This window comes from Paenibacillus chartarius (assembly GCF_042432825.1).
GTDB lineage: Bacteria > Bacillota > Bacilli > Paenibacillales > NBRC-103111 > Gordoniibacillus > Gordoniibacillus chartarius.
In genome coordinates this window covers 1-21,883 of the sequence record NZ_JBHLWN010000118.1, presented here as the reverse complement: position 1 = coordinate 21,883, position 21,883 = coordinate 1, and the positions used below count along the sequence as shown (strand labels likewise).

Genomic DNA, 21,883 nt, shown 5'->3' with positions numbered 1-21,883 from the left:
CTATCGATTTATCGGAAAGCAGGGAGAAGATTGCATGCAATACGAACAGTTTAAATCCATCCTGCTCGATCGCCGCAGCATTCGCAGCTTTACAGATCGCGAAGTGTCCGTAGAAGACATTCGCGAAATCATCGATTGTGCGAGATACGCGCCGAGCGATACGAACTCACAAACGTGGAAATTCATTGCCGTCATGAATAAGGACAAGATCAAAGACATCGAAGCCATGACCTGGGATGCGCTTCACCGCACGGCGGAGCGTGCCGAAGCCGACGGCAAGAGCCGCGAAGGCCGGCTCCTCGTCAAGTCGTTCGGACCGTACGCTACAGCGTTCTCCGATGCGCCTGTGCTCATTATTTGTTTGGCTACGCCGTATCAATCCAAGTTCCGCGAGAAAATTTTCGATCCGATCGGATTCGTGGACGAGGCGGAATGGGCGGAGGAAGGCATCAAGAGCTCGTGCTTGGCAGCGCAGAACCTGATGCTGGCGGCGCATGCCAAAGGACTCGCTACGTGCCCGATGACCGGCCCCGTACTGCTCGCTTCCGAGCAGCTTCGCGAATATTTGAACATTCCGGAGGAATGCCAGATCAATATGGTCATTTCGCTCGGCTATCCGGCCGAACAGCCGGGACGCCTGCCGCGCAAAGAAGTGGACGAGATTTTAGAAATTGTAAGGTAGCTTCCTATATACTTTCTGATATGGCAGCAAAAAAGGGACTGTCTCCCTGTAGATCGCATCTACTCGGGGTCAGTCCCTTCTTGCGTTCAAATCGCCGGCTTATCGAGCCGTTTGACCGTTCCGTCGGAGCAGCCGATATAAGCGGCGGAAGCCATGCCGAGAAACAAGCCGGTTTCGACGACGCCGGGAATGGCGGATAGCTGCACCTGCAGATCGTGCGCATGCTCGATGACACCGAATTTGCAATCCAGAATGTAGTTCCCGTTGTCCGTAACGAACGGCTCTGTCTCGCCGCCGCGCAGCGCCGCTTCACAGCCGAGCGCTCGCACTTGACGGCGGGTTGCCTGCCACGCGAACGGCACGATTTCGACCGGCAGCGGGAAGGCGCCGAGCCGATCGACCGCCTTACTCTCGTCGGCGACGATAATGAGCTGCTGCGACAGCGATGCGACGATCTTCTCGCGCAGCAGCGCTCCGCCCCCGCCCTTGATCAGCTGCAGCTGCGGGTCAAGCTCGTCCGCTCCGTCGATCGTCAGGTCAATTCTTCCCAGCTCCGCCCACGGCAGTAAAGGTATGCCGAGCTGGAGCGCCAGCGTCTCACTTTGCACCGATGTAGGCACGCCCTGGATGCGCAACCCCGCCGCCACCTTTCGCCCGATCGCCTGAATGGCCCAATACGCTGTCGACCCGGTGCCGAGCCCGACGATCATCCCATCTTCTACGAGCTCAACGGCCGCTTCGCCGGCCAGCTTCTTCTTATCCATCCGAAAATCCCGCCCTTTGCCATGTATCGCTGCATGCCCCTATTTGCAGAAATAGTGTAGCATGCAGCCGCGAACATGGTCAAAATGTGCATACACGCAAGGATAACCGGCTTACGCCGTCCTTAAGACAAGGCGTGTTCACCGTCGCGGTAAGAGCCAAATTCGGATGCAAAAAAGACGACCCCCGTCTGAACGGGAGCCGCCTTTCCGTTGCGATCATCTATAAAACCCTGAGTGAGGTCGGGATCTTATAACTTAACAACGTTAGCCGCTTGCGGGCCGCGATTGCCTTCGGTGATGTCGAACTCAACCTCTTGACCTTCGTCAAGGGATTTGAAGCCGTCACCTTGGATTGCAGAGTAATGAACGAATACATCGTCTCCGCCTTCAACCGAGATAAAACCATAACCTTTTTCTGCGTTAAACCATTTCACTGTGCCTTTCAAGTACCATTACCTCCTAAACGTATCGCCATCAAAGGGCGAGTGTACAAAGTATATCACCAATCTTATCTTTATGCAACGGACACCTGTTTATACTTGTTCGCCCTTAGCCAACTTTCGGAAAACGAGCACGTCGCTTGAATTCGGAAGAAACGGCAGCTTCGACGCTTCGAGCCGGCTCTCGGCGCCTGCCGTCTCCATCTCTGTCCGGAGCGCGTCCAAGTGCGCGTACAGCTCCGTACGGAAATTCACCAGCGGATACAGGCGCACTTCACCTCCGGGCTTCGTTACCCTTAGAAGCTCCTTCACGGAGGCGGCGTGAAAGCCGTAGTCGAACTGGGCTTCATACAAGAATAAAAAGTGGCTGCAAAGGGTCAAGTCGAACGAATCATCGGCCAGCGGCAGCCTCGGCAGCTGCGCGGCGATATAAGCGACACGCGGCTCAGGCGCTCCGTAATCGTGCAGGAACGTCTGTAACGACCGTTCGCGGTTTGCTTTATGATTGTCAATATTACCGTAGTAATCCCACCGGTACTTATCGGCGAGCTCAGCCAGCTTGGCTGTCGACACCTCGATCTCTTTGGCACCGTACTTGGCAATTTGCTCCAAAGTCATTTCATACAGCGGATCGACGGCCGTAACCTTACTGCCGCGCCGAGCTGCAGTCGCAGCAAAAGACGACGCACCGCCGGCGACATCGAGAATGTCCATCCCATCCGGACGGTCGATGTCTTGCAGCGCAAACATGCTGACGTATTCCTCAAACGACCGGCATGTCATGGCGACTCCGGCTTGCTGGTAGTGCCTGGTTTCCTGCCCATTGTTTTCTTTCATCGCTCATCTCTCCTCATCTTCGGCCTTCCGGCCCTGTTCTCCGCTCGCCCGGCAAGAGCTCCCTCTCTCCGCGGCTTAACGAGCATAATAGCACAGCTTCCAATTACCGGCAATAGTCTTCATTGATTTTCTTCCGCCGCTCAGGTATGATGAGGCTCATATCCTTCATGTGCAGGAGCGAATGGTCAATGTCGAATATGAAAAAAATACAAATTTACAAGCGGGACAAATGGAACATGGTAAACGCCGAAGTGCAGGGCTCCAAGATCGTCGTCCGCGAAATTTCGGATCAATGGGGCGAAGAATCGCACACGTTCGTTACCCGCCCGGAGATGCTGGACTGGGCCGAGAAGCGGTTCACGCCAGAGCGTTTCAACGGAACGGAAGAAGAACGTCTCGCCATTCTCGAAGCGTTCAAGGAAGTTTAATGTCCGGCCCCTGCCTGCGGCACACGCAGACCAGGGGCTTATTTCGTATGCGGGACCATCGTATCGGCGACCTTGACCACGATGACAACAGGCACGTCGCTGCTGTTGGCAGCCAACTGGAGCGCCTTCTCCCACTCTTCTTCGGTCGTCACCCGGTAACCTGAAGCCCCGCAGCTTTCCGCCAGCTTGACAAAATCGGGGCTCTCCAGCTCGCTGCCCAATGTGTTCAGCCCTTGTACCGACATCCGGTTTCGTTCCATCGCATACGAGCCGTTATCAAAAATAACGAGCGTAAACGCGAGCTTCATTCTGGCCGCGGTGCGCAGCTCCATAATCGTTTGCACAACGCCGCCGTCTCCCGCAAGCGCAACAACTTGCCGCCGGGGCTGGGCGAGTTTGGCGGCTATGGCCGCCGGCAGCGCAAAGCCGAGCGTCCGCCAGCGGCCGGACAGCAGCACGCTCTGTCCCCGCTTCGCTTGAAAAATCCGGTTAAACCACAGCGTATGATCCCCTGTGTCTACTGTAACCACCGCATTTTCGGCACAGGCCTCGGCCACAAGCTTAACCGCCAGCTGCGGCGCTAACGGCTCCGTCTTTTGGTTCGCCTCCGCTTCGATGCGCCCCTTCCAGGCTGCATTCACCTCTGCGATCCGAGCTTTCCAAGGAAGCCGATTCGGTGCGGGCGATTGCTCAAGTTCCCTTACAAGCCTAGGCACGATGTCCGCGGCGTCGCCTGCAATACCGCGCGTAAGAGGATGCCCTTGACCGATCTGCGCCGGGATCTTGTCGATTTGCAGTACCCGGGCTTGGCTCGGGACGTACTCGTCCGGCCACCAGGTCGCCCCCAGCATGACAATCAGGTCGCTCTCGCTCAGCAAGACGGAAGCCGCTTCGCTGCCGGCCTGTCCAAGTCCCCCTGCATAGTGCAGATGGTCGTTCGGGACGAGCGGACGGGCAGGAAGCGTCGTAACGATAGCAGCCGGAAGCTGCTCCGCGAGCCGAATAACCTCCGCTGCCGCACCGCTTACTCCACGCCCGATCAGCAGTACCGGCCTCGCAGCGCCGCGAATCAGCTCCGCCGCTTCGCGCACGGGCTCATCCGGAACAAGCAGCTCCTGCTTCAGATGTCGGGGATACGGCTTGACGGTTCCGTTGACCGGAAGGCGATACATATTTTTCGCGATCGAAAGATGAGCCGGCTTTCCTTGCGTTATCGCAGTGGTAAGAGCTGTCTGGAGCAGCTCCGGCAATGCATCCGGGTGGGTGACGAGCTCGCTGCAGTCCGTGACGCCTGAAAACAGCTTTTGCTGGTCGATGTACTGTTTAGCCCGTGTGCCGATGTTATACGTCTCGACCTGCCCGGTTAAAACCAGCAAAGGCACATAATCCATCGCGGCGTCGGCGACGCCGTTCAGCAAATTGGCCGCTCCCGGCCCGCTCGTCGCCATGCACACGCCGACTTGGCCCGTCAGCTTCGCCTCTGCGGATGCCATCAGCGCCGCGCTTTCTTCATGCTGGCAAGCAACATAGGCAATTCGGTTCTGTTTGGCAAGAGCGTCCAATACATCTAAATTAGCGTCACCGATGACGCCGTAGATGCGCGCAACGCCCCACTCCGCCAGCTGCTCAACGATGTATTGAGCCGCCGTAAGGCCGCTTGACGGCTTCCGTTGATCGGCATTAACCGCCGGGACGGCTGATGTTTGTACCGCCGCCTCCATAGTAGCTTGCTGCATATCGACACTCCTCTTTGATTCATAAAATGCGTTACGCGAATATTGTCCCCCGCTCCGCCATCCTCTCTCTCCGAAGAAAAGGAATTGTTTCCCTGCGCGGCGAAATACTTTTCTATAGACCAAGAGAGGTGAACCCGCCATGAGTCACACCGCTACACTGCTTAGCTTCTGGATCGTCTCGTTCTGCATGGCCGGCATCGTCATTATGCGCCGGGATCATATCGAGCCGCGGTTTCGCCGCACGCTGTCGCTCGTCACGCTGACGATGATCGTCACATCCTTCATACTGCTTGTGGTCGAGCTGTTCCGGCTCGGCACCTGAATTCGACGCAGGCGTCACAACACTTTATAATATGGTTCAAGAACGCTCATACTAGGTGGGAAATGCCGCCAATCGCCGTGCCGGAACAAGCCGCGGCAACGGCGGGCAACATCCGGCCTGGGAGAGTGACGCCATGATTCGCATCGCACCTCTCGCTCTTGCCCTAGGTTTGCTGGCCGGCACTTTGCCGGCTTCCGCCGCCGGGCCCAGCGAGTCGTCCACACCATCCCTAAAACCTTGGAGGAGGGCCCCTATGAATCAAATTCTCGAACGTAAAGCGATTCCTGCCGAACAAACGTGGAAGCTGGAGGATTTGTTCCCAAACCAGCAGGCATGGGATCAGGAATATCAGGAAGTGAAGAAGCTCGTCGACCGCATTAAAGCGTACCGCGGCAAGCTGAATAACGCCAAAGCCATTCAAGAATGCTTCGCCCTGGAAGATGAAATTTCCTTACATAGCGAACGGCTTTATGTATATGCCAATATGAAGCACCACGAGGATACGGCGGAGCCGACATACCAAGCCTTATCCGACAAGTCGAAGAAGCTGAGCGTCGAAGTCGGCGAAGCGCTGTCGTTCATTTCGCCGGAAATTTTATCGCTGTCGGAAGAGCAGCTGCGCGGGCTCGTTGCCGATCCGACGCTCGCCTTCTACAAGCGTACCCTGGAGGAAATGATCCGGGAGAAGCCGCACGTGCTGTCCGAAGCCGAGGAAGCGCTGCTCGCGCAGGCCGGCAATATGGCGGGAGCGCCGAGCACCATCTTCGGCATGCTGAACAACGCCGACATGAAGTTCCCGAAGGTGAAGAACGACAAGGGCGAAGAAGTCGAGCTGACGCACGGCAATTACATCCAGTTCCTGGAAAGCCGTAACCGCGACGTGCGGGCCGGCGCCTTCAAGGCGATGTACGACACGTATTCGAAGCAGAAAAATACGATCGCTTCGACGCTGAGCGCGAACATCAACAAGAACATTTTCTATGCGAAGGCTCGCCATTATCCATCCGTTCTGGAGATGTCCCTGTTCGGCGACAACATCAAACCGGAAGTGTACACGAACCTCATCGACACGATTCATGAATCGCTGCCGCTGCTGCACCGTTATTTCAAGCTGCGCAAGAAGCTTCTCAAAGTCGACGAGCTGCACATGTACGATCTGTTCACGCCGCTCGTTGACGAGGTCGAGATGAACATCCCGTACAGCGAAGCGAAGACTACGATCAAGGAAGCGCTGAAGCCGCTCGGCGACGATTACTTGAACATTTTGCAGGACGGCTTCGACAACCGCTGGATCGACGTGTACGAGAACCAGAACAAGCGCAGCGGCGCTTACAGCTGGGGCGCGTACGGCACGCATCCTTACGTACTGCTGAACCATAAAGATAACCTGAATTCGATGTTTACGCTGGCGCACGAGATGGGTCACGCCATTCACTCGTACTTATCGGACGAGGAGCAGGAATACCGGTACGCCCAGTACACGATCTTCCTCGCCGAGGTGGCGTCGACGTTGAACGAAGCGCTGCTGATGGATTACCTGCTTAAGAAGACGACCGATCCGAAGGAAAAATTGTACCTGCTCACCTACTACGCCGACCAGTTCCGGACGACGGTATTCCGTCAAACGATGTTCGCCGAGTTCGAGAAAATTACGCACGAGCGTATGGAGCAAGGCGAATCGCTGACACCGGCTGAATTCAGCAAAATTTACTACGAGCTGAACCAGAAGTATCACGGCGAGGCGATGACGGTAGACAAGGATATCGAAATGGAATGGGCGCGCATTCCTCACTTCTACAACAGCTTCTATGTGTACAAATATGCGACGGGCTTCTCGGCGGCGACATCGTTCGCCAAGCAAATTCTCGATGAAGGCGACCCGGCGGTGCAGCGGTACCTCGGCTTCCTGAAGAGCGGCGGCAGCGACTATTCGATCGAGATTCTGAAGCGCGCTGGTGTCGACATGTCGTCGCCGGAGCCGATCAAGCAGGCGATGAGCGTATTTGCAAGCTTGCTGGACCAAATGGAAGAGCTGACGAAATAACGTGATGAAAATCCAATGGACGCTGATCAGCGCCCTCGTCTTCGCCTTGCTGACCGCCGTATTCGCCGTTATTAACGTCGAGCCGGTGCGCGTCAACTTCGGCTTCGCGGAGACGAGTACGCCTCTGATTCTGGTCATCTTGACCTCCACTTTGCTGGGCGGGCTTATTGTCGGCCTGTTCGGCATCATTCGGCAGTACCGGCTGCAGCGGCGCATTCGCGCGCTGGAGAAGAAGCTGGCCGAGCTCGACGCCACGGGAAGCAGCGCCGCCGCACCCGCGTTGGACGGTACGCTGCCGGCCGGCGGTGAACGGGCACCGATGTAAGCATCAATCGGTTTGCTTGTCTGCAACATTCGTATTCGAACAGCCGTCTGTTTCACCAAATGCCACTTTAAGGGGGATTTGGTGAAATGAGACGGCTGTTTGTGTTTTGGCTCGGAGCCGCGGCGATGCTGGCTCCGATGGCAGGCTGCACGGGGACGGAGCTTCCCGCGGTGCGGACGGTTGCCGCAGCAGCGGAAACCGCACCCGCGATCGAACCGGGGCTTCCGGTATGGGTGAACGGCAAAGAAGCCGAATTCGCGCCCGCGGCGGCAATGGTGAACGGTGCGTTATTCGTTCCGGTTGTCCCGCTTGCGGAGAAGCTCGGCGTTAAGGTGGAGAAGCTCGAGGGCGAACAGCCAGCGGCGGCCATTGCGGCTTCTGCCGGCGATACCCGGCTTGTGATGAGACTCGGGGAATCGGCCATGGAGGTGAACGGGCGCAAGGTGCCGCTGCCATATTCGCCATACATTTACGAAGCCTCGATGTATGTGCCGCTGCGTCCTTTCGCCGAGGCGCTCGGGCATATCGTCCGGTGGGATGCGGTAAAGGGCGCCGTCGTCGTCGAGCAGGAATGGACGGGGCTCCCGGCTGTAGGTACGGAGGCGAAGCTGAAGGAACTGCTCGATAACGCTGCGGTTAACGGTAGCAGTGCGGTTGGAATCATGAAATCCGCCGTCACGGAGAGTGCGCCAGCCCCCGTTCCGGCCGCAGGAGCCGCTGCGCCGCAAGCTGCGGCCGATACCGCGGCCGGCGGTTCGGCAGGGGCCGCTGCGGGCTCGGCCAATTACTCCCGGACCAACGTGCAGGTCGAAGGCGTGGACGAAGGCGATATCGTCAAGACGGACGGCTCGTACTTGTATCAACTCAGCAGGCAGCAATTGAAAATCCTACGCGCGGCACCGGCGGAGCAGCTTGCTGCCGTAGGGACGATGAATTTCAGCGATGAACAATTTACGCCCAGCGAGCTTTACGTAGACGGTGACCGGCTTGTCGTCGTTGGACGCAGCTATAGAAGCCTCCCTTCCGACCAGCTTCCGCAGGACACTCCGTCTCCGCAAACGGATACGGCCGCCCCTGCTGTTCGCGCCGAGTCGAGCCCCGGCATTATTTTTGAAGGCAAAAAAATAATGCCCCTTCGAGCCGCGCGAAGTACTACGAAGGCCATCGTTGTGAATATCGAGAATCGCGCCAAACCGACGATCGTCCGCAGCGTCGAGCTGGAGGGGGATGCCGTCGCCACCCGCAAAATCGGCAATTTCATCTATATGGCAGCGAACAAATATGTTTACAATGCGAAAGAGCTCCTCGGGCCTGCCTACAAGGACTCGGCGGTTTCCGGATCGGAATGGCGGCAGGTGGAGCTGCCGAAGCTGCGCTATTTTCCGGGACAGGTCGAGCCTAATGTTCTGTTGATCGGCGGCTTCGATATGACCGCCCCGGACGCTCCGATGACGCTTTCCTCTTACCTTGGAAGCGGTCAGAATGTGTATATGTCCAGCCAATCGTTATATGTCACGCAAACCCGGCAGCGCTGGCTGCAGCCGGAAGCGGCTGTGGATCAACCATCCATAGCCGTAGTTCGCGCTGAGCAAACGACAACCGTATATCGGTTTAAGCTCGACAACGGCCGGGTCAGCTTCGTGGCGAAGGGCGACGTGCCCGGCTCACCGCTGAACCAGTTCTCCATGGACGAATATGACGATGTGTTCCGGATCGCAACTACACAGTCCGAAGGCAACGCCCTGTATACGTTGGATCAGTCGATGCAGACGATCGGCAGGCTGGAGCGCCTTGCCCCCGGGGAGCGCATATACTCGGCCCGCTTCATGGGCGGCCGCGCCTATCTCGTCACCTTCAAGCAGGTCGATCCGCTGTTCGTCATTGATGTGTCGAACCCGCGATCGCCGGCAGTTCTCGGCGCGCTCAAAATTCCCGGCTACAGCGATTATTTGCACCCGTACGATGAAACGCATCTGATCGGCTTCGGCAAAGACACTGTGCTGGACAGCTACGGCAACGCGCTTTACCAAGGCATGAAGCTGTCGCTGTTCGACGTCTCGGACGTCGGCAACCCGATCGAGCTGTTCAAGACGGGCATCGGGGACCGCGGCACGGAATCCGATCTGCTCCGCGACCACAAAGCGCTTCTGTTCGATAAGGAACGGGGACTGCTCGCCTTCCCCGTCGCCGTGCGGGAAGTGAAAGCGGACGGCGGCGGCGCCAAGGATCCGCATGCGTACGGCAACCTAACCTTCCAAGGAGCTTATGTGTACAGTCTGGACCTCAACCGGGGCTTTCAGTGGAAGGGCGGCATCACCCATATGACCGAGCAAGACCAGCTTAAGGCCGGCTATGACGGGTATGACCCGCTGCATGCGGTGCGCCGCGCCCTGTATATCGGCGATACGCTGTATACGGTCTCCGACGGATCCGTGAAGGCGAACCGGCTCGATACTTTGACCGAGCTCGGATATGTAAGGCACTGATTGACGGCAGCTGCGGATGGTAGAACATCTGCAGCTGCCTCAATTTTGGGGAATGCTATCGCCACTTCATTCGCTTATGAGAATCTTTTCAAAACATACAAAAGGAATATCGCGCCGCGGAAAGTAGAGCTCTCCCTTTCGGATAAATACATATCGCTCATATACCGTTCATTCCACTGATCAACGCCTCTGCCGCGCAAGTCCATGACAACGTCCTTAAACAACTGTAGGAGAAGGCTTGCATCGTCAAGGTTGCTTGTTTGATATCCACGAGAGAGCCCCCTGTCAGCTAAAATGAAACTTCTTCCGTGCATGGTCCAACGTTCGCGCAGCAGCCCTCCTCCCGTATAGCTCCTCGTAAGACAAAAAGGCCGCCCGGTATATTCGCGGCAGCCTTGTTGCAAGGTATGAAGAGAGCTTACTCGTCTTCGAATTCCACATTGTGATACACGCGCTGAACATCTTCCAAATCTTCCAGCATGTCGATCAGCTTCTCAAACTTGGCCAGATCGTCGCCCGAGAGCGTCACGTAATTTTGAGCGAGCATCGTCTGTTCGGCGACGGTAAATTCCGCAACACCTGCTTGCTTGAGCGCAGTTTGTACGGCGTACAGCTGGTCCGGCTCGGCGTAAATGATAACCGCCTCGTCTTCTTCGGCAATATCCCGAACGTCCAAGTCCGCCTCCATTAGCAGCTCCAGCACCTCATCGGAGGTTTTGCCTTCGAGTCCGACGACGGCAGTCGCATTGAACATGTACGCGACAGATCCGCTGACCCCCATGTTGCCGCCGCACTTCGTAAACGCCGAACGCACGTCCGCAGCGGTCCGGTTCACATTATTGGTCAGCGTATCGACGATGATCATGGAGCCGTTCGGCCCGAAGCCCTCATAACGGAGCTCCGAATAGCTTTCCTCGGAGTTTCCTTTCGCTTTCTCAATTGCACGGTCGATGATCGCTCTCGGTACGTTGTACGTCTTGGCGCGTTCCAGGACGAACTTCAGCGCCTGATTCGACTCCGGATCAGGCTCGCCCTTCTTGGCCGCAACATAAATTTCGATGCCGAACTTGGCATAGACCCGGCTCGTATTGGCGTCCTTCGATGCTTTCTTCTCTTTAATATTGTTCCACTTACGTCCCATGCTGTACCAACTTTCTATTCATAAGCTTGATTTCCCTTATATCATTATATTCAAAATGACGCTGTCTGGACAAGCGCGGCGCCTGTTTTGGAGACGATCCTCATATTAGTAGAATTGCAGAGTTATGATTTCCGGGGCAATGATGAGCGGAAAGCGCCGGCGGCCGTTTACTTCGCTTAACTGTGCTGCCCTGTCATGCGTGTGCTTATGCTCGCCATACCGTTACCCTATCGCAACACCTAGCAAAACCCCTACCCCGCCTCCAACGACCGAGCTGATCAAATTGACGGCATCGTTGTTCATCCACGGCAGTCCGCGCAGCGGCTCCGCGGGGCGGCCGCAATGCTGCCGCCGTTCCACCTCGCGGCCGCACACGGTGCAGCGCCGCATCGACTGCCATGTTGCGCCAAGCCACGAATCGGCGAGCGCCCCCGCCGAGCCGGCGATCAGCGCAACGAGCGCCAGCTTCGCGAGCGCGGCGAGCGTGAACGGGGCGGCCTCCGCCAGAGCCCCGGCAGCGCCGGCCAAGCCGGCTGCCGGGCCCGGCACTGTGCCGCCGACGCTCACGCTCCAGCCCGCGAGCGCCCATGCAGCGGCGCCGATGAACGCGGCGCCCGCTGCCGTTGCGGCGAGACCGAGCCCGGTCACGCCGCCGGACACACCGGAAGCGACGCGCTTCCCGGTGCGGATCGAGATCGGCGGCGTACGGCTGAAGCCGCCGATCTCCGTCGCCCACGTGTCCGCATTGACCGTGGCCATAACGCCGATGAACGCCCACCACAGCCATTCGGCGTTCCCGGCCAAAGCATAGGCCGCGCAGAGCAGCGCGGCGATGCCGCCGTTCGCGAGCACCTGCCCGGCGTCGCGGCGGCCGCTCTTCTCGTAGCCGCCCTCTGCCGCGGCCTTCGCTTTGCGCTTCCACTTGGACAGCAGCGTCGACGTCACAAAGAACGCGATCAGCGTGCCGAACCAGGCTGCGCTCCCCAAACCGTACAGCAGCGTTCCGACAATGATGGCGGCTGCAGCGCCCGATCCGGAAAGAGAACGCCGCCAATAGGCCAGTCCCGCAATCAATCCGCTGCCCGCCAAACCGATCAACCAAGCCAACTGTCCGCTCCTCCTTCAATCGCCTCCGACCGGCCGCTGCCGGCGAAGCATTCCATTTGGATCCATTGTACCACATCTGCCGCCCTCCGTTCCGTCGAGTGAAATCGACATAAAATTACACCCATAGGCCCCAAAAAGCAGGAAGTTTTCGCATTAATGAGGAATATAGGATGTACCAGTTCTGCCCTGAAACGGACGAGGAGTTGAGCAGCCATGCATGAGACTTATGGATTAGAATTCGAAAGAGTGAAGCGGGATTTGCAGCCTGAGGAAATGCTGCGCGTTATTTTTGATTATGCCGCCAAAATCGCCAACGAGCGTCTCCTGGACCGGGTCTTGATGCTGATGGCCGATATGGGGCGCGAAATGATCGTCTGCGACCGCTGTACCGTCTGGCTGCTCGACTCGAAAAAGAACGAGCTGTGGACGCGCGTGGCGCACGGGATCAGCGAGCTGCGCATACCGAGCCACCACGGCTTGGTCGGACACGCGGTAACGAACGATCAAGCCGTGTTCATCGACGACGCCTACACGAATGAAGAATACCGCGAATTCCTCGAAACCGGGGCGATCGCCACCGATAAAAAAACCGGCTACCACACCCGCGCCATCATGGTGATCCCGTTCCGCAACAGCGAAGGCGAAATTATGGGAGCGTACCAGGCCATTAACAAAATGACGCCGAGCCAGCAATTTTCCGAGAAAGACATGGAATATTTGACGCTGGCCGCCTCCTACGCCGGCAAATCGCTTGAATCGGCGCTGCTGACGAATGAAATCGAGGAGACGCAGAAGGAAATTATTTTTACGATGGGCGAAATCGGCGAGAGCCGTTCGAAGGAAACCGGCAACCACGTCAAGCGCGTCGCGGAGTACTCCTACTTGATCGCGCTCGGTCTCGGCATGTCGCAGGATGAAGCGGACTTGCTCAAGATGGCGTCTCCGATGCATGACATCGGCAAGGTCGCGATTCCCGACGAGGTGCTGAAGAAGCCCGGCAAGCTGACGGAGGAAGAGTTCGAAGTCATGAAGACGCACACGGACATCGGCTACAACCTTCTCAAAAATTCGCACCGCCGCATCCTGAGAACCGCCGCTACCGTCGCCTACGAGCATCATGAAAAATGGAACGGACGCGGCTACCCGCGCGGCCTGAAAGGTGAAGACATCCATATTTTCGGCCGCATTACCGCGATCGCCGACGTGTTCGACGCACTCGGCAGCGACCGCGTCTACAAGAAAGCCTGGGAGCTTGACCGCATCCTGAATTTGTTCAAGGAAGAACGCGGCGAGCATTTCGATCCGCGCGTCGTCGACGCGTTCATGGAGCAGCTGCCGAAAATTCTCGAGGTTCGCGAGCTGTATTCGGATTCGGTGCTGAACGGCGAATAGGCAAATATAGTTTCGATAGACCGTACACCGCCCTCGTGGGCGGTTTTTTTCGTTACCCAAAGCGATGCCACCTGGGAGTCCGCCCAAACATATTCTCACGATCTGCATAAAATTAAGTGTCAATCACCCAAATTATAGGAGGATATCTTTTGAGCGACATCGACATTCAAGGCTGCCCAGCCCCTCAGAATATTACGCTGGTTCAACGCCTGCAACCGATTGCGGGTAGTACGGTAACCGTGTTCCAACCGGGATTTCCGCAGTTAACGAAAACGACGGGCAAACTCTCCAACGTCACCTCGTCCTCATTTACAGTGGGATCGACAGCAGTAGATTTCCAAACATCCTTCTTCATCGTCCTGAATGAACGCGTTAAAGCAACGAAACCATTTGATTTAACTGCAACCGCTGAAGATATCGGCGAACTGCGCGGAAAATTAATCCGAGTCGGAAAAGATTTTGTCGAGTTCATTAAGATACCGGGGAAAGAAGTTCCTACTCTGTTTCCGTTGAATTTGTTCACTGAAGTCATTTGCGAACGGGAACATGATGAATAACTTCTCCATACCATGATGCATAAGCCGGCCAACCAGGCCGGCTTATTTATTTTGCTGGCGTATCCGTCAGCGTAACCCTTACACAATTCAACCGATTCCCAACATCGTTCAGACGACTTTTTGCTGCGCGCCGGTCATGATCCCGCCGTGCTCAACGCTTTTGTTCAAGCCTCGCTCCATTCTCAGCAGCAGATAATAGGAGAGCAATACAAAAGTTATGACCACAACAGACTGTATACTTCCCATGGGATTACCGACAGCCATTTGGGACCAAAAGGCGGAAATACAGTCAATCGTAAAGCCGGCATAAGCCCATTCCTTCAGCCTGTAATATTTGGGGACCAGCAGAACAAGGATACCTAAGATTTTGGCCACCCCTAGAAGAGTCAAGAAGTACGCCGGGTAACCTAGCAGCTCGGTCGTTTGCGTGAACGTTTTGGGCGAATGGGCAATCTCGTTGAAGGCGCTGATTGCGAAGCCGATGAGCGTGCATACCGTAACGATCCAATACATGATTTTGACTTTTTTCATCCTAACAGCTCCCTGTTCTTTTTTTGCTTTTGCTGTAATTAGATTGTAGTTGATATCGAACACGGGCGAAGCTGCAAAAAGTCATGGATTCACAAAGAAAGGGCAGAACATTTGATCGCTAAAGCGTGACGGAAATCATGCTCTATGCCAAAAGTCATGCCCTTATTGGATGTAGGCTTGATAACGGACTGAAAAGAGTGCAGCCTGTGTTCTGTCTCGCAAACCAAGCTTGGCGATGAGGCTCGAAACGTGGTTTTTGACTGTGCCTTCTGTGATGAACAGATTGTCTGCCATTTCTTTATTATTGAATCCCTGACCCAACAGAGTGAGGATTTCTTTCTCACGTGCAGTCAGACCCTCCAAGGCGGCGGGTTCGTTTATGCTGAGAAGTTTTGGTTTATCCATGGTCCAATCCGGCCTTGTTTTCAATTCCTTCAGCAGCAAGGCCGTTATATCGGATTGAAGTACCGTTCCACCGTTATAGACGGTTTGAATCGCACTGACTATCGCCTCGGATGGCATATCCTTCAGCAAATAACCATGGACGCCTTTTTCCAAGGCACGCACAATTAACTCTGCATCATCGAAGGTCGTCAGAATCAGGATCTTGGTCTCGGGTAAATGCTTTAATATCAATTGGGTTCCATCCACACCGTCCATTCCTGGCATTCGGATATCCATCAGCACCACGTCCGGCCGCCATTCCAGCGCTTTGGCATAGGCATCTCTCCCGTCAACTGCCGTCCCAACCACTTCCATCCCCGGTTCAAGACTGATGAGGGCGGCCAGCCCCTCTCTCATAAGCCGCTGGTCATCTACGATCAGAATTTTCAATGATGGACACGCTCCCTCCCACCGCTAAATAGGAAATGCGCCTTGGACCGCAAATCCCTCGTTCCGATCCAAAACAAATCGAACCTCTCCATTCAACTCCCTTACTCTTTCCTCCAAACCGATTAGACCAAAGCCCGGTTTCAGTTCGTCGGGAATATCACCGTCATTCCGTATGCTGAGCGAAAATGCGTGCTCCGAATAGGCTAATGTAACGTTCACATTTTTGGCATGTCCGTGTTTCTGTGCATTGGTAAGACATTCCTGGACGATGCGATAAGCGGTTAACTGAAGATTGCGGGGAAGTGCGGCGGGGATTCCATTACTTTCAACAGCGGTTTGTACGCCGGTGAATCTGGTAAACTCCGCACACAGCTTCTCTAGGCTTTCAAACAAGGAAGCAGCCTCCGCAGGCTCATCACGAATGGCCCTTACCGACAGCCGAACCTCCTGTAGGGACGATCGGATTAACTCCTCGCATTCCAGATAGATTTGCTGACTGCGCAAGGAGTCCGATCCACTCAACTTGCGGGCCAGTTGCATCTGAACCAATAGTGCCGTTAATTTATGTCCGACCGTATCGTGAATATCCCGCGCAATGCGCACCCTTTCCCTGGTCGCGGCCCACTCTTCCGTTTGGCGCGCATATGCCTGCAGCTGCTCATGAGACTGCAACAGCATAGCGTATAACTGCATCGCATTCTCGCGTGCGCGTTGATAATGCTGGATTACAGCGCTCACGATACCCGCGAATAGGATAAATGAACAGGAAATAAAATAGCCTGGAATATGGAGTTCATGATATAAATACCAATCCAGACTGCCCATCGTGACAATGTACACGGTAAGCAGCAATAGGCAGGCCGCAATCAGCATTCGGGTGCCCTTGATTACCATGAGAATGGCCAAGGCGGTGATGCCAATGAATAAATGATTGGGAAAATCTCCACTGAAGAGAACATAGCCATGAGCAGCGGATATCAGGAAATCGAGAAGGAGGACGTGTAGAAGCCAATTCGGCCGTTTCTTCCTGTTGAGATAAAAGTAATTGATCGATAGAAATATCAGCAGCGAAATCAGAACAAGGCCCGGTCTCCAGAAAGACGCTATCGAATGCTGAAAATAAAACACACCGGTTAACGCGACATCGAGGATGAACTTGAAGCCGAAAATCAGTTTCCATGAAAAAGGGCTCATTTTCATATTTTCATTCCTATGAATCATGCATGACTTCACCTCACCATAATCCATATATTAGCATATATCTTTATTCGAGGCGCTGAATATCATCAGGTAGCTTTATGATACGTCCCGAAGAATCGGAAATCGAGACGTTTAGCCCCTTCGAAACACGAGAAACAGGAGCAGCAAACTGCAGCTCCCGTTTCACTCTGCCAGAAGGGCTCACTCCTGCATGATTGGCTTCACTTCTATTCTTAGTTACGCACAATTTCGTCTTGGCGGCGCGGACGCAGCAAGTTCCCGACAATGCCCAACAACCGTTTGCGCGGCAGGAAACGGGACAATTGCGCCAGCGAGTAATTTTGCCAGCCGGGTACCACATAAGTACGACCCGACTCCAGCGCCCTCAGCGCAGCTTGAACGACATGTTCGGGCGTATCTCTGCGGCCTACCGAAGCCTCCTTTGCATTGACCACATCAAAAAACGCCGTCTCCGTAGCGCCAGGACATAAGGCTAGAAACCGGACGCCTCGATCGCGGTTTTCTTCATACAAAGCCTCCGTAAAGGATAGCACAAATGACTTCGTAGCCCCATACACCGCCATATAAGGGTCAGGCTGAAAAGCGGCAGTCGACGACACATTGATCACCGTACCGCTGTGCCGCTGCAGCATTCCCGGCAAAAACAGATGTGACATATTCATCACGGCCAGTACGTTCAGTATAATCTCCTCCTGCTGCCTCACCCCGTCCACCTGTTCAAACCTCCCATGAGTGGCGAACCCCGCGTTATTAATCAGCATGTCAACTCTAATGCCACGTTTCCTGCATTCGTCGTATATGTGCCTTGGAGCCTCTATAAGCGATAAATCAGCCGTAATCGCTTCAGCTTTGATCCGGTAATCCCGTTCAAGCTGTTCTGCCAGCATTATTAATTTTTGTGATGAACGGGCAACCAGCACGAGATGCATCCCCCGAGAAGCAAGTTCATGGGCAAAGGATTGCCCGATTCCGGAAGAAGCGCCTGTAATAAGAGCCCATTCTCCACTCCATGATTGCGATTTAGCCATTGATATCCCATCCTTACCGGAAACGTCAATTTTTATTGGTAACAGTGTTTCCTTTTTATAACAATGTAATCCATTCTATAGCAGCTGTCAACGGGCAAAAGGAAGCCTTTGGTTTACCTGCCTATTTGACCTTTTTCCGCGAATCGAAGTAGAATACATGTAGAAACAGTGTTTCCAGAAGAAAACACAATTTCAGGTTGAGGATGAAGATAGATGAACGTTCCCCTTTCACCATCAGCAGGAAAAGGCCTAACGACCACCGCCCAGACTTTACAAGAAGCTAAGCTGCAGCATACCGACCACTTACGTCGTAGCGTCGTTCAGGCGGCGGCCGCATTGCTGCAGGAGCATGGCCCCGAGGCTGTAACCGTACGCCGTGTTGCGGACAAAATGGAATGCTCGACCAAAATTATTTACAGTCTGTTTACCGGTAAAGAGGGACTTGCCAAGCACCTCTACCTTGAAGGCTGCCACCTACTGTCCCGTACATTCGAATCGGTTCCGCTAAGCGGCGACCCGGCAGCCGATATGCGCCTCCTCGCTCATGCTTATTGGCAGTTCAGCCAAGAACACAGCAGCTTTTATCAAGTGATGTTCGGCGGATCGTTTGCCGAATTCAAACCGGATGAAGATAGCCTGCAGGGCATGAGGACCGCACTCGGCCAGGTATCCGAACTCGTAGCTGGGGCAAGCGGAGAACAAGAATCGCTCGATGAGCGGAAAACGCTGGAGACCGTCCGGTTGATTTGGGCGCCCTTGCATGGTGTGATTCACCTGTATCTCACTGGACAAATCGGTGATCAAGAGGAAATCGTTCGGTTGTATGATCGGACGGTTGCTATGATTGTTCACTCGGTATTTGGAGAGTAGCCACATCGAGATGGAGCTTTCGGATCGTCTCTAGTTATACCGAAACAGCAAAAAACCGGTTCATTTCAGGATCATCTGAAACGAACCGGTCCTATGTTCACAATCCGGGCTTACTTTAGCGCAGCGCCGCTCTGAACGCTCCTACCGGCTCCTCGCCCCACAGCAGCTCAAACGCATCTCCGTCATTCACTGCCGCTACGCCGGCCGGCGTGCCGGTGAAGATCACATCGCCCTCGCCAAGACCGAAATGCGTCCCGATAAAATCAACCAGCGTCTGCAAGCCGAAAATCATATCGGCCGGGCGGCCATGCTGGGCGACGGAGCCGTTGCGGCGCAGCGTGAAATCGCCGGCCTCCACGGCCGCCGTTCCCGGGAACGGTCGCCACGCCCCGATCGGCGCGGAGCGCAGGAACCCCTTGGCCGGGAGCCACGGATAGCCCTTCTTCTTGATTTCGCTCTGTACGTCGCGCAGCGTGAAATCAATCCCCAGCGTCATCCGGTCCACCAGCTCGTCGACCGATGCGCCGGGACGATACGCCTTGCCGACGTGAAGAACAAGCTCCGTCTCGAAGTGCAGCTCGCCCTGTCCTCCCGGCAGTTCAATCGCACCGCCGTCCATCGGAACGATCGCGTAAGTCGGTTTCGTAAAAATCATCGGCGACTCCGGCACTGCGTTGCCCAGCTCCGCAGCGTGCAGTCCGTAATTTCGGCCGACACAGTATACATTCCGAATCATATCGCTCATGTTCATTTTTAACCCTCATTTTTCGGTTTAGTAGTATCGCTCTTGTTCGATTCACTAGCGGGTGCCGGTGCCGAGTTCGGCTTCGGCGCCGACTGCGTTGACGAACCCGAAGCTTTCTGCCCCCCAATGGCCGGTATGGCGGGCGGCGGAGCAAGGGAAGGTCCCGCAATGGACGCATCCTCTACAATCGTCCCGTCTGCGTTAATACGCGAGCGGAACGATACCTTCGACACCCGCTCCAGCAGCTTTGCGCCGTCTTCGCCGAGCATAGGCTCCGGCTTCGCCCATTTGGTCAGCACCGGAACGGATTTGAGCGAGCACGATCCGCTCTTCGAGCATTCCGCCTGAAGCACCATCGTCTCCCATGTACGGGGATTATCATTTGTTGTAAAAATAAAATTACCCAAGCTGTATGCAATCCACTTGCCCTTGTACGACTCAATGCCCTGCAGCACATGCGGATGGCTCGCGACGATCAGATCGGCGCCGGCATCGATATACCGGTGCGCGAGATCGCGCTGGACCGGGTCGGGCGTATCCTTGCGTTCCGTCCCCCAATGGGCGATGACGACGACGAGATCGGCCTGCTCCTTCGCCTTCTTGATCGTCTCTACGGGCACGACATGGTTGTAAGTATCGGCTACGCCGGCATTTTTCGCGCCCGCCTTCCACGAATTGTTCGGGACGACCCGGCTGAAGCCGAGGAATGCGATGCGGATCCCCTGCTTCGTCACGATCACGGGCTTGAGCGCTTCCTCCAGATTGCGGCCGGTCCCGATATGCGGAACGCCCTCCTGGTCCAAGTACGAGAGCGTATCGAGCAGCCCCTCGCTGCCGTAATCCATTATATGATTATTAGCCGTATTCAGGATGTCGATCCCTGCCGCTTTCAGGGCGGGCAGCGCTTTTGGCGGAGCCCTGTACACATACTCCTTCGTCTGCTTCGTTCCCCGCTCCGTGAAGGGGGCCTCCAAATTGGCGATCGTCAAATCCGGGTCGCTGAGCAGCGTCCCCATCGCGCTGTACGGGTACGAGTAGCCGTACTGCTGCATGAGCTTCTCCACCCCGTCAGCCAGCAAAATATCGCCGACAAACGACATCCGCACCTTCGCCCCGCCATCGCCTGAACTTTCCGGCTGCTGAGCCGGCCCTTCCGCCGCTTCCGCCGTCCCCGGCTTGCCGGCGGACGGCTTCGCCGTGCCTCCGGTCACATTCGCCGTCCCCGAACCGGAAGCCCCCTTCTGACCGGCGCTTTCCGCGGCGCTCCCGGTCGATGCAGCCGATTTGCCGCCGTTTCCGCTCGCTGCAGGCGGCTGCGCAATTCCCGTACCGCCTTCGGTCATTACGCCAGGCAGCCATACCGACGCCGCCGTTACAACCGCTCCCGCCGACAGCGCGGCCGCCAGCAGCACCCATTTGACGCCGCCCTTCTTCTTTCGCCCACGATGACGCTCTTGCCTCGATTGGATCATAGTCGTCCCCTTATGATAAAATCATGGATATCAATTGATAAACTACCAAAAATTTTACCCGAAAACGCACGTGGCGAAAAGAGGCGAAACCTAATTGGAAAAAATAGCAATAATTTCAGATATCCATAGCAATCTTACCGCTCTTGACGCCGTCCTGAAAGACATCGCCAAACGGCGCATCAAGCGTATTGTCTGCCTCGGCGATCTCGTCGGCAAAGGCCCTCAGCCCGTGGCGTGTATCGATCGCGTTCGGGACAAGTGCGAAATCGTCCTGCAAGGCAATTGGGACGACGGCATCGGCGCAGAGCAGAACAACCCGAATGACGCATGGCAGCAGGAGCAAATCGGAGCCGAACGCATCCGGTATCTCGCCGAGCTGCCGTTTTCCTATGATCTCCTGATGAGCGGCAAGCTGATCCGCATGTTCCATGCCTCGCCCGAAAGCGTCTACATCCGCGTGAAACGCAAAGATCCGAAGGAAGCGAAGCTCGGCTTGTTCGCCAATACGCCCCGCACCGGGACGCCGGAAGACGGCCGCACGCCGGACATCGTGCTCTACGGCGATGTTCACACGCCTTACATGCAGACGTTCAAATCGCGCGGGTTAACGCTTTGGAACGTCGGCTCCGTCGGAGTTCCGTATGACGGGATACCGATGCCGAGCTATGTCATTATCGAAGGAACGCCCGGCGACTTGCCTGCGCCGATCTCGGTACAGCATGTCCGCGTGCCTTACGACATAGAACAAGCCGTTCTGGCCGCGCAGCAATCCGGCATGCCCATGCCGGGACAGGAACGGTTCATTGCGGAAATCCGTACGGCCATCAGCCATAAATAAACGAAAAAAGCCATCCGCCGATTGATATGCTCCCCATTAGGTAGACAGGTGAAATAATAAAACCTGTCTACCAAGGGGAGTTT

Annotated in this window: 22 protein-coding genes; 10 read left to right on the top strand and 12 right to left on the bottom strand. The window is 55.7% G+C overall.

What is annotated here, in order from left to right:
• The first annotated feature begins 34 nt into the window (after nt 1–34).
• Nucleotides 35–682 carry a nitroreductase family protein gene (locus ACFFK0_RS28560; RefSeq protein ID WP_377474446.1) on the top strand — a complete coding sequence of 216 codons (648 nt, stop codon included), beginning with the start codon at nt 35–37 and terminating at the stop codon, nt 680–682.
• Between the two features lie 86 nt (nt 683–768).
• On the opposite strand, the gene rpiA is transcribed toward ACFFK0_RS28560, so the two are convergent.
• The 3 genes from rpiA to ACFFK0_RS28545 all read right to left on the bottom strand — a co-directional run bounded on the left by rpiA (nt 769) and on the right by ACFFK0_RS28545 (nt 2,723).
• Nucleotides 769–1,446, bottom strand: a complete 678-nt coding sequence (rpiA, locus tag ACFFK0_RS28555) for a ribose-5-phosphate isomerase RpiA (protein ID WP_377474444.1) — start codon at nt 1,444–1,446, stop codon at nt 769–771.
• A 248-nt stretch (nt 1,447–1,694) separates the two neighbouring features.
• Nucleotides 1,695–1,892, bottom strand: a complete 198-nt coding sequence (locus ACFFK0_RS28550) for a cold shock domain-containing protein (RefSeq protein WP_377474442.1) — start codon at nt 1,890–1,892, stop codon at nt 1,695–1,697.
• 87 nt (nt 1,893–1,979) lie between these two features.
• The gene (locus tag ACFFK0_RS28545) at nt 1,980–2,723 is read right to left on the bottom strand and encodes a class I SAM-dependent methyltransferase (RefSeq protein ID WP_377474440.1); all 744 of its coding nucleotides are present in this window, start codon (nt 2,721–2,723) and stop codon (nt 1,980–1,982) included.
• 188 nt (nt 2,724–2,911) lie between these two features.
• Here ACFFK0_RS28545 and ACFFK0_RS28540 point away from each other — a divergent pair, with 188 nt between their 5' ends.
• The gene (locus ACFFK0_RS28540) at nt 2,912–3,151 is read left to right on the top strand and encodes a hypothetical protein (RefSeq protein WP_377474438.1); all 240 of its coding nucleotides are present in this window, start codon (nt 2,912–2,914) and stop codon (nt 3,149–3,151) included.
• A gap of 38 nt (nt 3,152–3,189) precedes the next feature.
• Here the strand turns inward: ACFFK0_RS28540 and ACFFK0_RS28535 are convergent, their stop codons facing one another.
• Nucleotides 3,190–4,887: a thiamine pyrophosphate-binding protein gene (locus ACFFK0_RS28535; RefSeq protein WP_377474436.1), complete on the bottom strand. Its 1,698-nt coding sequence runs from the start codon at nt 4,885–4,887 to the stop codon at nt 3,190–3,192.
• Between the two features lie 139 nt (nt 4,888–5,026).
• Between ACFFK0_RS28535 and ACFFK0_RS28530 the strand changes: the two genes are divergently transcribed.
• The 4 genes from ACFFK0_RS28530 to ACFFK0_RS28515 all read left to right on the top strand — a co-directional run bounded on the left by ACFFK0_RS28530 (nt 5,027) and on the right by ACFFK0_RS28515 (nt 10,064).
• Nucleotides 5,027–5,209 carry a hypothetical protein gene (locus tag ACFFK0_RS28530; protein ID WP_377474434.1) on the top strand — a complete coding sequence of 61 codons (183 nt, stop codon included), beginning with the start codon at nt 5,027–5,029 and terminating at the stop codon, nt 5,207–5,209.
• Between the two features lie 253 nt (nt 5,210–5,462).
• Nucleotides 5,463–7,253 carry an oligoendopeptidase F gene (gene pepF / locus ACFFK0_RS28525; protein WP_377474431.1) on the top strand — a complete coding sequence of 597 codons (1,791 nt, stop codon included), beginning with the start codon at nt 5,463–5,465 and terminating at the stop codon, nt 7,251–7,253.
• Between the two features lie 4 nt (nt 7,254–7,257).
• Nucleotides 7,258–7,578 (top strand): LapA family protein, encoded by a 321-nt coding sequence (locus ACFFK0_RS28520; RefSeq protein WP_377474463.1) that lies wholly within the window; start codon nt 7,258–7,260, stop codon nt 7,576–7,578.
• Between the two features lie 86 nt (nt 7,579–7,664).
• Nucleotides 7,665–10,064, top strand: a complete 2,400-nt coding sequence (locus ACFFK0_RS28515; protein ID WP_377474429.1) for a beta-propeller domain-containing protein — start codon at nt 7,665–7,667, stop codon at nt 10,062–10,064.
• A gap of 418 nt (nt 10,065–10,482) precedes the next feature.
• On the opposite strand, the gene ACFFK0_RS28510 is transcribed toward ACFFK0_RS28515, so the two are convergent.
• Together ACFFK0_RS28510 and ACFFK0_RS28505 are read right to left on the bottom strand one after the other, a co-directional pair.
• Nucleotides 10,483–11,205, bottom strand: a complete 723-nt coding sequence (locus tag ACFFK0_RS28510; protein WP_377474427.1) for a YebC/PmpR family DNA-binding transcriptional regulator — start codon at nt 11,203–11,205, stop codon at nt 10,483–10,485.
• Nucleotides 11,206–11,427: 222 nt separating this feature from the next.
• Entirely contained in the window at nt 11,428–12,312 is an 885-nt protein-coding gene (locus ACFFK0_RS28505) for a DUF92 domain-containing protein (protein ID WP_377474425.1), read from the bottom strand.
• 213 nt (nt 12,313–12,525) lie between these two features.
• Between ACFFK0_RS28505 and ACFFK0_RS28500 the strand changes: the two genes are divergently transcribed.
• Both ACFFK0_RS28500 and ACFFK0_RS28495 read left to right on the top strand, forming a co-directional pair.
• Entirely contained in the window at nt 12,526–13,704 is a 1,179-nt protein-coding gene (locus tag ACFFK0_RS28500) for an HD domain-containing phosphohydrolase (RefSeq protein WP_377474423.1), read from the top strand.
• Between the two features lie 149 nt (nt 13,705–13,853).
• Nucleotides 13,854–14,261, top strand: a complete 408-nt coding sequence (locus ACFFK0_RS28495) for a hypothetical protein (RefSeq protein ID WP_377474421.1) — start codon at nt 13,854–13,856, stop codon at nt 14,259–14,261.
• Between the two features lie 108 nt (nt 14,262–14,369).
• Here the strand turns inward: ACFFK0_RS28495 and ACFFK0_RS28490 are convergent, their stop codons facing one another.
• From ACFFK0_RS28490 to ACFFK0_RS28475, 4 genes are all read right to left on the bottom strand, one after another.
• On the bottom strand, nt 14,370–14,792 hold the full coding sequence (locus tag ACFFK0_RS28490) for a DoxX family protein (protein WP_377474419.1): 423 nt from the start codon (nt 14,790–14,792) through the stop codon (nt 14,370–14,372).
• Between the two features lie 162 nt (nt 14,793–14,954).
• On the bottom strand, nt 14,955–15,626 hold the full coding sequence (locus tag ACFFK0_RS28485) for a response regulator (protein ID WP_377474417.1): 672 nt from the start codon (nt 15,624–15,626) through the stop codon (nt 14,955–14,957).
• 24 nt (nt 15,627–15,650) lie between these two features.
• Entirely contained in the window at nt 15,651–16,847 is a 1,197-nt protein-coding gene (locus tag ACFFK0_RS28480) for a sensor histidine kinase (RefSeq protein ID WP_377474415.1), read from the bottom strand.
• Nucleotides 16,848–17,059: 212 nt separating this feature from the next.
• Nucleotides 17,060–17,875: an SDR family NAD(P)-dependent oxidoreductase gene (locus ACFFK0_RS28475; protein ID WP_377474413.1), complete on the bottom strand. Its 816-nt coding sequence runs from the start codon at nt 17,873–17,875 to the stop codon at nt 17,060–17,062.
• Nucleotides 17,876–18,088: 213 nt separating this feature from the next.
• Here ACFFK0_RS28475 and ACFFK0_RS28470 point away from each other — a divergent pair, with 213 nt between their 5' ends.
• The gene (locus ACFFK0_RS28470; RefSeq protein WP_377474411.1) at nt 18,089–18,745 is read left to right on the top strand and encodes a TetR/AcrR family transcriptional regulator; all 657 of its coding nucleotides are present in this window, start codon (nt 18,089–18,091) and stop codon (nt 18,743–18,745) included.
• A gap of 115 nt (nt 18,746–18,860) precedes the next feature.
• Here ACFFK0_RS28470 and ACFFK0_RS28465 read toward each other — a convergent pair whose 3' ends face one another.
• Both ACFFK0_RS28465 and ACFFK0_RS28460 read right to left on the bottom strand, forming a co-directional pair.
• A complete protein-coding gene (locus ACFFK0_RS28465; protein WP_377474461.1) occupies nt 18,861–19,490 on the bottom strand; it encodes a fumarylacetoacetate hydrolase family protein in 630 nt (209 codons plus the stop codon).
• 8 nt (nt 19,491–19,498) lie between these two features.
• Complete coding sequence (locus tag ACFFK0_RS28460; RefSeq protein WP_377474409.1) at nt 19,499–20,962, bottom strand: CapA family protein; 1,464 nt, start codon at nt 20,960–20,962, stop codon at nt 19,499–19,501.
• A gap of 94 nt (nt 20,963–21,056) precedes the next feature.
• On the opposite strand from ACFFK0_RS28460, the gene ACFFK0_RS28455 reads away from it, so the two are divergent.
• Nucleotides 21,057–21,800, top strand: coding sequence for a metallophosphoesterase family protein (locus ACFFK0_RS28455; protein ID WP_377474407.1), 744 nt, complete (start codon nt 21,057–21,059; stop codon nt 21,798–21,800).
• Nucleotides 21,801–21,883 lie beyond the last annotated feature (83 nt).